This is a genomic window from Mucilaginibacter sp. L3T2-6 (assembly GCF_030519355.1).
Classification (GTDB): domain Bacteria; phylum Bacteroidota; class Bacteroidia; order Sphingobacteriales; family Sphingobacteriaceae; genus Mucilaginibacter.
Genome location: NZ_JAUMKC010000006.1, coordinates 191594 through 203878 on the forward strand (window position 1 = coordinate 191594; position 12285 = coordinate 203878).

Genomic DNA, 12285 nt, shown 5'->3' on the forward strand with positions numbered 1-12285 from the left:
TATGCATCAATTAGTTATAAATGCACAAGGAAACTCACGTAAAAAGTTCTGAAACCATCCGGGATATAGTTATCGGCATGTCCGATGGCTTAACGGTGCCGTTTGCGCTAGCCGCGGGATTAAGCGGCGCCGTAAATTCATCTTCAATTGTGATGACAGCCGGCATTGCCGAAATTGTTGCGGGCTCAATTGCCATGGGGCTTGGTGGTTTTCTTGCCGGACGTACGGAAGCAGATCATTATAATTCGGAATTGAAACGAGAATACGAGGAAGTAGACCGTGTGCCCGAGCAGGAAAAAGCGGAAGTACGCGAAGTGTTTGCGGATTTCGGTATCTCGCAGGAACTCCAGTTTCAAATTGCCGAGGAAATGGCAAAGGACAAAGATAAATGGGTTGATTTTATGATGCGCTATGAATTGGGCCTGGAACAACCCCAGGAAAACAGGGCCACAAAAAGCGCCCTGACCATCGGAGCTTCTTATGTGGTGGGCGGTATAATCCCCCTTTCCCCTTATGTGTTTATCGGCAATTCAACAGTAGCACTATATTATTCATGTGCTATAACACTGATCTGTTTGTTTGTGTTCGGATATTTTAAGAGCAAATTAACAGGTCAGGAACCTTTAAGCGGCGCCATAAAGGTTGTTGTGATAGGGACGCTGGCTGCTGCAGCGGCGTTCGGTATGGCTAAATTGATTAATGGAAATTAATTGTGAGCATAAAAAAGCGGCGCCTCAAAAACTGAAGCCCCGCTTTTTTTAAAGTCAGCTCCACTTCCAGTTCTTTATTTCCGGCATATCTTCACCATTCTCACATATGTAGACTTTATGCGCGATCAATTTATCCTGTAATTTTTGTTTCAGATGAACCCCTTTACTGCCGGTTTGCGGAAGGCGGTCAATAGCATCCATTACCAGGTGAAAACGGTCCATCTCGTTCAGCACGGTCATATCAAAGGCCGTGGTTACGGTACCCTCTTCCTTGTATCCCCTTACATGTATATTTGCATTATTGGCCCGGTTATAGGTAAGCCGGTGGATAAGCCATGGGTAACCGTGAAAGGCAAATATCACCGGCTTGTCCCTGGTGAATAATGCGTCGAATTCCAGGTCGCTTAATCCGTGCGGATGCCCGGACTGCCGTTCAAGCTTCAACAGATCGACGACATTAATAACCCTGATCTTTAATTCAGGCAAATCCTCCCGGAGTATCTTTACGGCTGCCAATGTTTCCAGCGTGGGCACATCGCCGCTGCAAGCCATAATCAGATCAGGTTCGCAGTCCTGGTCGTTACCGGCCCATTCCCAAATCCCTATGCCTCGGGTGCAGTGGTCAACGGCTTCGTCCATGGTGAGCCATTGCGGCGATGGATGTTTACCGGCAATAATAACATTTACATAGTGCCGGCTGCGCAGGCAGTGGTCCATTATCGATAATAAACAATTGGCATCAGGGGCCAGGTAAACACGAACGATCTCCGACTTTTTATTAATGACATGGTCCATAAAGCCCGGGTCCTGGTGCGTAAAGCCATTATGATCCTGTCTCCACACCGTCGAGGTTAACAAAATATTTAATGAAGCTATTTTGCGGCGCCACGGAATCTCAAGCGTCATTTTCAGCCATTTGGCGTGCTGGTTAAACATGGAATCGATGATATGAATAAAGGCTTCATAACAATTAAATATGCCGTGTCTGCCGGTCAGCAAATAGCCTTCCAGCCATCCTTCGCACTGATGCTCGCTCAGCATCTCCATTACACGGCCTGAGGGGGCCAGGAATTCGTCATTCGGGTCAACTTCGGCGTCCCATTGGCGGTTGGTTACGGTAAACACTTCTTCCAGGCGGTTCGAGACTGTTTCGTCGGGCCCGAATATTCTAAAATTATGGTTAGCCTGATTGAGCTTAATAACATCGCGCAGAAACCGTCCGGCAACATGTGTATCGCCTTCGCCCATGCTGCTGCGAACTGGTTTCTCTAAACCGTAATTTTTGTAGTTTGGTAGTAGCAGATCCTTCAGCAACAGGCCGCCGTTGGTGTGTGGGTTAGCACTCATTCGGCTATCTCCTTCAGGTGCCAATTTTGTTATTTCGGGTAAAAGTTTACCGCGCTCGTCAAATAATTCTTCTGGCTTATAGCTTTTCATCCAGGCCTCTAAAAGCTGCAGATGTGTTTCGGGTGATGATGCTGTAACAGAGAGCGGTATCTGGTGCGACCTGAACGTGCCTTCAATTTGTTTATTGTCTACCATCTTAGGGCCTGTCCATCCCTTTGGCGAGCGCAATATGATCATTGGCCAGCAATGCTCCGTTCTTTGAACGTTCTCCCTCGCTTCGAATTTTATTTGTTTAATTCGGTCGATGGCGTAGTCAAGAGCTGCTGCCATTAACCGGTGCATTTTACCGGGTTCAGAACCTTCGACAAAAATCGGATTCCAGCCATAGCCTCTGAACAAGTGATCAAGTTCGTGATGCGGTATCCTTGCTAAAACAGTTGGGTTTGATATTTTGTAGCCGTTTAAATGAAGGACCGGCAATACCACCCCGTCGGTCAAAGGATCTAAAAATTTATTTGAATGCCAGGCTGTAGCCAAGGGACCTGTTTCTGCTTCGCCGTCGCCAACTACGCAAGCAGCTATTAAATCGGGGTTGTCAAAAACAGCGCCGAAAGCATGACTAAGCGAATAACCCAATTCGCCCCCTTCGTGCATTGAGCCTGGCGTTTGCGGCGAGGCGTGACTTGAAATTCCGCCCGGATAGGAAAACCGGGTAAATAATTTTTTAAGGCCGCTTTCATCCTGGGTTATTTCGGTATATATTTCGCTATAAGTGCCTTCAAGATAACTGTTGGCTACAACAGCCGGGCCGCCGTGCCCGGGGCCCGATATATAGAGCATATCCAGGTCGTGTTGTTTAATTATCCGGTTTAAATGCGCATAAATAAAATTTTGACCAGGTGTAGTGCCCCAGTGACCTAATTGCATGTTTTTTATATGTGCCAATTCTAGCGGTTGCTTTAACAGGGGGTTATCACGCAGATATAATTGCCCTACCGACAGATAATTTGCGGCGCGCCAGTAGGCATCTATCCTGTTTACCGCTTCCTGCGACAGAGGCTCTTCCTCCATCAAAAGGTTTTCGCCATTTGTATTCATATTATTAATGTTTTTGTGAAGTTTTTATTTGGAGCAGGTCCCGGGTGTGGTGGGCCAGCATCGCTTCTTCATCGGTTTTAACTACCAGCACTTTTACTTTGCTTTTGGCTGATGATATCGTTTTAGATGAATTGCTGTTTGATTTTTTACTTAACCGAATGCCAAGAAACTTAAGCTCTTTACAAATCCGCTTCCTGATGACGGGTGCATTTTCTCCGATACCGCCCGTAAATACCAGCATGTCGAGTCCATTCAGGGCAGCCGCCAGAGAGCCAATCGCTTTTCGGGCCTGGTAACAAAACATAGTTAAAGCCTCCTTAGCCCGCGGCTCAAGTTCTTCTTTTTCTATAAGTTCCTCCATGTCGCTTATGCCGGCAATGCCCTTTAGTCCGGACTGTTGGTTAAGTAAGCTTTCCACTTTAGCGGCGGGCATTCTCATTTTTTTCAATAAGAACAAAGGCACCCCCGGATCAAGGTCCCCGGGGCGCGTGCCCATCATTAAACCGCCCATTGGGCTTATGCCCATAGTGGTTTCTATGCTTTGGCCGCCTTTTACAGCGGTCATGCTGACGCCGCTTCCTAAATGAGCTATTACTATCTTTTTGTTTTTTACATCCGGATCTTTTGTTATTAGCCGGTTCAAAACATATTCATACGACAGGCCGTGATAGCCATAGCGTATCAAGCCTTCTTCGCGATAATTTACTGGCAGAGGGTAATAGGCCGCATAGTCCGGCAAATCTTTATGAAAGCCGGTATCAAAGCAGGCTACCTGGGTTATATCAGGAATCGCAGTTTTACAATACCTGATGGCTGCTATTTCGTCCGGCAGATGATTTGGCGCGAGGTAAACGAATTGTTTGATAGTTTGAAGCAGAAAATCGTCTATGATCTCAGGTTGGCGGTGACACGGCCCACCCTGTACAATGCGATGGCCAATAGCAATAATAGGGTATTGTGCATTACTTTTAAACCAATCCATAGTGATTCGCACTGCAGATGCAATGGAATCGATACTGGTATTGCTGCTATAAACCAGGCCTTCGCCGGGTACTTCAATATCAAAATTGCTTTCAGATTGCCCGATACGCCTGATAATACCGGTTAAATGTTTCTTTAGCGTTTCCAACCCGAACAGGCTGAATTTTAAACTTGATGAGCCGCAGTTAAGCGCTAAAATATAGGCTGTTGTATCGTTCATTGATAATGTTTTAGTCAGCTTTGTCGTGTTAGCAAAGGTGCTTATTATCAATATATTGACTAATGATAGCAATCAGTCTGAAAAGTGCTGAACGTCACTTTGCCGAATGTGTTGGCAGGTTAAATATCCAGCCCGGCCAATCTGTTTTCCGCACAATACAAGTCATCAATAAACGACTGGATGGTTTGGGCTGAAAACAGTACTTTATAATAATTTATGCCTTTCATTAATTCGGCCTTAAATTTTAGCAGATATTGCTTTTTCTTATCAGAAAGATCTTTGGCATACGCCTGGACTTGCTTTTGGAGGTAGTCGACATACAAGTTAAGCTCGTTGATAAATAAATGTGGCCGCTTAACTTCTATCAACAGGTCGGTACATCCGTAAATATGGCTTACTAATTCATCCAGCGAGTAACTTCTTGTAAAGTAGGCAAGGTTAGGGCCGGGGCAAATCGCAACCGCCTTGTTCTCTCTGGGCTTTACCATATCGTTTTTAATATAGGCCGACGAACACAGTCCTTCGCAAAGGCATATCTTTTCGGTAATTGCGTTAACCCGCTCGTCATATTGGGTGGCGGGGAGATGCAGGCTTTTCAATTGTTTGATTTTCAGGTTCTGATATTCACGTGATGCAGTGCAAATAGGTTCCTGCGTAAATTCGGTGTTCGATACCAGGTATTTTTTGGTACAGGGGCTGCCGGGTCTGTGCCTGTTTATGCGCTCAATCCTTTGCCGCTCGGCACTGCTGCCTCTGAAATTATTAAACAAAATGCCCAGCGGCGACGAATTGCTTAAGTAGTAATTGCTGTTTGTTGCGTTTTCCAAAAGTTTTAATGTTTCCGCATCGACATTGGTAGCCTCGGGCACCAGCAAAAAAGGACTGCCCCAACCGGTTGCATCTAACTGGAAGTATGATAGCAGGAAGTTATTTTCTTCAGCTGTACCGATGCCGCCCTGCACACTCAACCGTTGATATAAAGGATTATTAAAAACAATCCCTTTCTCCATTAACGCCGCGCGGTAAGTTGTAAACAGCTCCATATAAAGCTGTTTTCGGTTTTCCTTAAATTCTTGCAGTACCGGGCCTATCAAATATCCATCGGTTGCAAAGGCGTGACCGCCGCAATTTAAGCCGGACTCAACCCTGAATTCCGACACCCATAGCCCTTTTTTTGCCAAAAACTTAGCCTGTATTTGCGCCGAACGATAATCGCTCACCTTCAGAATGATCTTCTTTTTCAGCAAACCTTGTTCATCCGGGAAAAAATCAGGAAAAGTAGCGATATAGTTATATAAGCGCGGGTTCATACCAGCTGATAAAACCACCGAAGAGTTAAGGTTGCTCATGGCAAAGCCGCGCAATGCTGCTAACGCATCAGTATTTTGTTCCTTCGGAAAATGGGTATTTGTAACATTATTCATCTTATCAACTTTCGACATAATGTTTACGTCGATTGTTCCCCTGGTCATTGCCCGCCGAAGAATATCCTGGAAAATGCGCTTGCTGTCACCGTCGGGGTAATCCATCATTAAATCATAGCCCTGTTTCAAAGATGAAGAGGGCGGTAACATTTCAAAATAGCGGCACAAGTCGTTGCCCGGTTCAAATGGAAGCGCCTTTAAGCCCTCAAATTGCCGGTTAACCAGCCTGTCGAGTAAATTAAGGTAAGCGGTTATGCGCAGGCTGCGTGCATTATCGTCGTTCTTTCTGATTTCGATATAGCTTTCATTATTTTTTTCTGAATGCAGTTTTCGGAAGCGTTCGGTCAATTCGTCATCAACTATCGAAACTGTAGAATTTATGCCATACCTGGCAACTTTTAAAGGCGTATCAATAGAATAACCAAGCCCTAAAACGGGGATATGAAATTTGTGCGGCATGCGGTTAAATAATTAGAGTCAGTTTGCTTTGGGGGCAAAGCTACTTGCAAGCGGTGATGCAAAACTTGACGAGCGTCACTTTCCGGCAGTTTCAAGATCATTTTTTTGCGCGAAGTGTAGTCGCAGCTTTGGGGCAAGAATTAAAATACGAATGACCGAAACTTTAACGGCGCAAAAAAGTACCTGCTACCATTGCGGAGATGATTGTTTTACCACGGACTTTATAGCGGAGGATAAGCATTTTTGCTGCCAGGGGTGTAAGAGCGTTTACCTGGTGCTGGCAGAAAATAAGCTTTGTAATTATTACAGCTATAACCGGCATCCGGGTTCGTCTCAGGCGCGGACAGATAAGCGTTTTGATTATTTAAGCGATCCTGCAGTAGCAAGTGATCTGATAGATTATACAGATCCGGAGAAAACTATCATAACCTTTTACATCCCGCAAATCCATTGCAGTTCTTGCTTGTGGTTGCTCGAGCAGTTGAACAGGATTAACCCTGCGGTACATTATACCCGTGTTGACTTTCTGAAGAAGCAGCTGAATGTACGTTTTGACCAGCGCCAGTTAACCGTTAGGGGCCTGGTTGAGCTTTTGAGCGATATTGGTTATGAACCGGTAATACGTTTGCAGGATGTAATTAAGGAACAAGCGTCGGCCACAAAAGATAACCTGGTTTCGAAAATCGCGGTCGCCGGCTTTTGTTTCGGTAACGTAATGCTATTGAGTTTCCCTGAATATCTTGGCATGTCGGCATTTGAGAATTCCTTCAAATACTTTTTCGGCATTGTCAATGTATTAATCTGTCTGCCGGTGGTTTTTTATAGTGGCTGGGGCTATTTCACATCGGCATATCAGCATCTAAAAAACAAAGTATTACACATCGATTTTCCGTTGGCGCTGGGTATTGCCGTGCTATTTATACGCACGGTGGCAGAAGTGTTCACCAAAAGCGGTCCCGGCTTTGCAGACACGCTGTGCGGCCTGGTGTTCTTTTTACTCGTGGGTAAATTTGTTCAGAAAAAAACTTACTACCATATATCTTTTGAGCGTGATTACCGCTCTTTTTTTCCTGTAGCAGTGCACGTTATAGAACATGGTAAAGAAAAGCCTGTGCCGCTTTCACAACTGCAAACCAATCAGCGCATAATTATCAGGCATAACGAAATTATCCCGGCCGATGCCATCCTCCTGAAGGGCGATGCCCTGATTGATTTTAGCTTCGTTACCGGCGAGGCCATCCCGGTGAGCAAAACGCTCGGTGAAATTATCTACGCAGGCGGCCGCCAAACCGGCGGGGCAATAGAGCTGGAGGTGATCAAGGCGGTTTCGCAGAGCTATCTTACCCAATTGTGGAACAACGAAGCATTTACCCGCAAACAGCATAACCGCATGCAAACTTTTAACCAAAGGGTGGGCAAGTACTTTACGATAGTGTTGTTGGCGATTGCCCTTTCTTCATTTGTTTTCTGGGCAGGAGAGGATATCAGAAGGGGGCTTGCAGCTTTCACGGCGGTATTAATCGTAGCGTGCCCGTGTGCATTGGCACTAAGTACGCCGTTTACTATGTCGGCCGCTTTAAGCATTTTTGATAAAAACCTCTTTTATCTTAAGAACCCTGCTGTTGTTGAGCAACTGGCACATATCGACACCATTGCGCTCGACAAAACCGGCACCATAACCAATAGCGGCAGTAATGAAGTGGAGCTGGCCGCACCGCTCAATGATAAGCAAAAGCAATTGATATATACTGCCTGCAGCGGCTCAAACCATCCGCTGTCACGTATGATTTGCAAATACCTCGGAGCGATTGAAAAATTAAAGACAGATAGTTACGATGAAATAGCCGGAAAGGGCATTGCGGCGGTTATATCAAATCATTCCGTACGATTGGGAAGCGCAGATTTTGTATTTAACTACAGCAATGTCACCTCCTATTCAACAAAGGTTTATATACTGATAGATGATGTTTATTACGGCTATTTTTCTTTCCGGCAACACTATCGCGAAGGCATAAATGATGTAGCTGGACTTGCCGGAACATACGATATCCATTTAATATCAGGCGATCAGGATCATGAACGGGAAGAGCTCAAGAGTTTTTTCAGGGATGATGCGCGGATGCACTTTAGCCGTTCGCCGCAGGAAAAGCTTGATTTTATAAAATCACTGCAATCCGGCACACACAAAGTAATGATGATAGGGGACGGGCTTAACGATTCGGGTGCGTTAAAACAAAGCGACCTGGGTATAGCCATCACCGACGACGTAAACAGTTTTTCGCCCGGCAGCGATGCTATCCTTGACGGACGCTCGTTCGGCAAATTACCTGCATTTTTAAAGTTCGCAAAAGATACCGTGAAGGTGATCCACGCGTCATTTCTCATTTCGCTCACTTATAATTTAATAGGATTAAGCTATGCTGTAACAGGCAGGCTTTCGCCGCTCACAGCAGCTATATTAATGCCTGTAAGCACGGTTACCATCATCTCGTTCACCAGCATTGCTACCCACCTGGCAGCAAAAAGACGCAAATTGTTATGAACATAATTTATTTCCTGATAGGATGCAGCCTGTTACTGGCCTCCTGCTTTTTAGCGGCCTTTTTTTGGGCACAACGGAGCGGACAGAATGAAGATCTTCATACTCCCGCCATCCGGATACTACTTGATGATGACCCTGAAAAAGTTGAAATAAAAAAGTGACGAGCATCACCTTTTGCGCCAATTGTCATCACGTTGCAGGTTTACACCCCGGCATAATTTTACAACATCAACAATAATTATATGCAGCCCGAAAATTTTTACTATGACAACAAGATAGTCCGCAATTTTGGTATAGCTACCATTGTATGGGGTATTATTGGAATGACCGTCGGCCTGATTGTAGCTATCCAGCTTTATCATCCGGCCATGAATATGAACAATCAGTACACCACCTTTGGCCGTATCCGGCCATTGCACACCAATGCCGTAATTTTTGCATTTGTGGGTAATGCTATTTTTATGGGTGTTTATTACTCGCTTCAGCGCCTGCTGAAAACCCGGATGTTTAGCGATACTTTAAGCAAGATACACTTTTGGGGATGGCAACTCATTATCTTATCGGCAGTAATTACGCTCCCGCTTGGGCTTACTACCTCTCACGAGTATGCCGAGCTGGAGTGGCCGATAGATATTGCCATAACCATTATTTGGGTAGTATTCGGCATTAATATGTTCGGTACTATCATCAGGCGCCGCGAACGCCATTTGTATGTGGCCATCTGGTTCTACATTGCAACGTTTGTTACTATTGCTGTATTGCACATTGTTAACTCTGTCGAACTGCCGGTAGCATGGTTTAAAAGTTATATGGTTTTTGCCGGCGTTCAGGATGCCCTGGTGCAGTGGTGGTATGGGCATAATGCGGTTGCCTTCTTCCTTACCACGCCATATTTAGGGATGATGTATTACTTTCTTCCCAAAATGGCAAACCGTCCTATTTATTCTTATAAGCTCAGTATCCTGCATTTCTGGGCGCTTATATTTATTTACATCTGGGCAGGCCCTCACCATTTGCTATATACAACCTTACCGGGCTGGGCACAGTCGTTAGGTGTGGTGTTTTCAGTTATGCTTATTGCACCAAGCTGGGGAGGCATGATAAATGGCCTGTTAACACTACGTGGCGCATGGGATAAGGTGCGTGACAATGTTATCCTTAAATTCATGGTGGTTGGCTTAACAGCCTACGGTATGGCCACATTTGAGGGACCTATGCTGTCGCTAAAACAGATTAATGGTTTTGCCCATTTTTCTGACTGGATAATCGCACATGTGCATGTGGGTGCACTTGGCTGGAATGGATTTTTGACTTTCGCCATATTATACTGGCTGATACCCCGCATTTATAAAACAGAGCTTTATTCAAAAAAGCTCGCATCATTTCATTTCTGGATCGGCACCCTGGGTATCCTGTTTTATGCAATACCAATGTACTGGGCTGGGTTTACCCAGGGGCTGATGCTGAAGGAATTTACGCTCGAAGGATTATTAAAATACCCTAACTTTTTAGAAACCGTTTTGCAGATATTACCAATGCACATTATGCGTTCGGTTGGCGGTGGCCTGTATTTGCTGGGTGTAATAGTAATGGCTTATAACGTGGCCCGTACGATGCTGAAAGGAAGCCTGGTTGCCAACGAAGCCGCACAAGCCATGCCGCTTGAGCCGCTGCCAAAAACGTTTAGAGAGGCGGGCTGGCACAGGGCACTTGAGCGCCGCCCCATACAATTTATGGTGCTTGCGTTAATAGTGATATTGGTGGGAACATTTGTAGAATTAATGCCGACCCTGACGATATCCTCAAATATTCCAACAATCGCCAGTGTAAAGCCTTATACGCCGCTTGAATTGCAGGGCCGGGACATTTATATAAGAGAAGGTTGTGTTAATTGTCATTCGCAAACAATAAGGCCATTCCGCTCGGAAACAGAGCGCTATGGCGAATACAGCAAAGCTGGTGAGTTTGTGTATGATCACCCATTCCTGTGGGGCTCAAAGCGCACCGGGCCCGACCTTGCCCGCGAAGGCGGCAAGTATGGCGATGCTTGGCATTATAACCACCTGATGGACCCGCGCCTCATGTCGCCCGGCAGTATCATGCCTGAATATGACTGGCTGCTGCTGCAAAAACTGGATACTTCGCTTACCGCCAAAAAAATTGCCGCAATGAGGAAGCTTGGTGTTCCATACGCTCCAGGCTACGAAAAAACAGCCAATCGCGAACTGGATAAACAAGCCAAAAGCATTGCCGGCAACCTGGCTAAAGACAATATTAAAGTTAAAAGTGATAAGGAGATCATCGCTATCATAGCTTATCTGCAGCGCCTGGGTACCGATATAAAAGCAAATAAAACAGCCAGTAACAACTAAATAACAACACAATGTTTAAGCAATTTACAGAAGGTTTATCCGGAAGCCAGGTTTACCTTATATCATCGCTCGGAATTTTTTTAGTCTTCTTCATAGTCGTGGCCGTTTTGCTGTTCAGGATGCGCAAGCCGCATATTAACTACATGAGCGATCTGCCATTAAGCGATAGCCTCACTAAATCAACTAACACCTTAAAGTAATGAAATATTTACCCCTACCACTTATACTCGTTTTATGTGCCGTTGTCTCGCCGTCAATGGCCGGCGATGACCACAGCATGTTATCGGCTGATACGCAAAATGTAATAGCTTTCGGAGCCGTAGTGTGTGCACTGCTGCTGTTTTTATTGGCAATGCTGGTTTTACTACGTACGTTCAGGGTGCTCACCAGGGTAATTATGCGGCAGCAGGGTTATAGCAACGCAGAAATTGAAGCCGAACTTAAACCTGGAAAGAAACAAAAGGCGGCTAAGCCTAAAGGAGAGGTATGGAATAAACTGCTGTCGCTTAAACCGCTTTCCGAAGAAAAAAAGCTGGTGATGGAACACGAGTACGATGGCATACAGGAATTGGATAACCCCATACCAGCGTGGTTTATGTACCTGTTTTATATCACTATAGCATTTGCTTTCTGTTATCTGCTCGTCTATCATGTTTTTGGCGTAGGGCAATTGCAATACGCCGAATACAAAACCGAAATGGCGCAGGCCGAAGTGGCAAAAAAAATATACCTGAGCAAACAGGCAAACCGGGTGGACGAAACAACTGTAAAGCTGGTAACGGACCCGCAGGTTATTTCGGCAGGTCAGGCAATATTTACACAAAACTGTATGGCTTGTCACGGCGATCATGCACAGGGTAATGTAGGGCCTAACTTAACTGACGATTACTGGCTGCATGGCGGTAAAATTAATGATGTTTTTAAAACTATAAAATACGGGGTGCTGGCAAAGGGCATGCCTACGTGGGAAAAGCAGCTGTCGCCAAAGCAAATATCTGACGTTGCCAACTATGTGAAATCGTTGCACGGTACAAACCCCGCAGGTGCAAAAGCGCCGCAGGGAACCAAAGAAGAAGATGATGCCCCCAAACCAGGCAAAAACGGAGTAGTTACAGCCTCGCTAAATTAATAA

Annotated in this window: 9 protein-coding genes; 6 read left to right on the top strand and 3 right to left on the bottom strand. The window is 45.4% G+C overall.

What is annotated here, in order from left to right; all coding sequences use genetic code 11:
• The first annotated feature begins 20 nt into the window (after positions 1-20).
• Positions 21-710, top strand: coding sequence for a VIT1/CCC1 transporter family protein (locus tag Q3W13_RS09305; protein WP_302863168.1), 690 nt, complete (start codon positions 21-23; stop codon positions 708-710).
• A gap of 54 nt (positions 711-764) precedes the next feature.
• Here the strand turns inward: Q3W13_RS09305 and Q3W13_RS09310 are convergent, their stop codons facing one another.
• From Q3W13_RS09310 to Q3W13_RS09320, 3 genes are all read right to left on the bottom strand, one after another.
• Positions 765-3155, bottom strand: coding sequence for a phosphoketolase (locus Q3W13_RS09310; RefSeq protein ID WP_302863170.1), 2391 nt, complete (start codon positions 3153-3155; stop codon positions 765-767).
• Positions 3156-3159: 4 nt separating this feature from the next.
• Positions 3160-4356, bottom strand: coding sequence for an acetate/propionate family kinase (locus Q3W13_RS09315; RefSeq protein ID WP_302863172.1), 1197 nt, complete (start codon positions 4354-4356; stop codon positions 3160-3162).
• 119 nt (positions 4357-4475) lie between these two features.
• Entirely contained in the window at positions 4476-6239 is a 1764-nt protein-coding gene (locus tag Q3W13_RS09320) for a hypothetical protein (protein ID WP_302863174.1), read from the bottom strand.
• Positions 6240-6390: 151 nt separating this feature from the next.
• Between Q3W13_RS09320 and Q3W13_RS09325 the strand changes: the two genes are divergently transcribed.
• The 5 genes from Q3W13_RS09325 to Q3W13_RS09345 all read left to right on the top strand — a co-directional run bounded on the left by Q3W13_RS09325 (position 6391) and on the right by Q3W13_RS09345 (position 12282).
• The gene (locus Q3W13_RS09325; protein WP_302863175.1) at positions 6391-8781 is read left to right on the top strand and encodes a heavy metal translocating P-type ATPase metal-binding domain-containing protein; all 2391 of its coding nucleotides are present in this window, start codon (positions 6391-6393) and stop codon (positions 8779-8781) included.
• Positions 8778-8942: a cbb3-type cytochrome oxidase assembly protein CcoS gene (ccoS, locus tag Q3W13_RS09330; RefSeq protein ID WP_302863176.1), complete on the top strand. Its 165-nt coding sequence runs from the start codon at positions 8778-8780 to the stop codon at positions 8940-8942. Before Q3W13_RS09325 ends, ccoS begins: the two co-directional genes overlap by 4 nt.
• Positions 8943-9023: 81 nt before the next feature.
• Complete coding sequence (gene ccoN, locus Q3W13_RS09335; RefSeq protein ID WP_302863178.1) at positions 9024-11153, top strand: cytochrome-c oxidase, cbb3-type subunit I; 2130 nt, start codon at positions 9024-9026, stop codon at positions 11151-11153.
• Positions 11154-11164: 11 nt separating this feature from the next.
• Positions 11165-11353 (top strand): hypothetical protein, encoded by a 189-nt coding sequence (locus Q3W13_RS09340; protein WP_302863180.1) that lies wholly within the window; start codon positions 11165-11167, stop codon positions 11351-11353.
• Positions 11353-12282: a cbb3-type cytochrome c oxidase N-terminal domain-containing protein gene (locus Q3W13_RS09345; RefSeq protein ID WP_302863183.1), complete on the top strand. Its 930-nt coding sequence runs from the start codon at positions 11353-11355 to the stop codon at positions 12280-12282. Before Q3W13_RS09340 ends, Q3W13_RS09345 begins: the two co-directional genes overlap by 1 nt.
• Positions 12283-12285 lie beyond the last annotated feature (3 nt).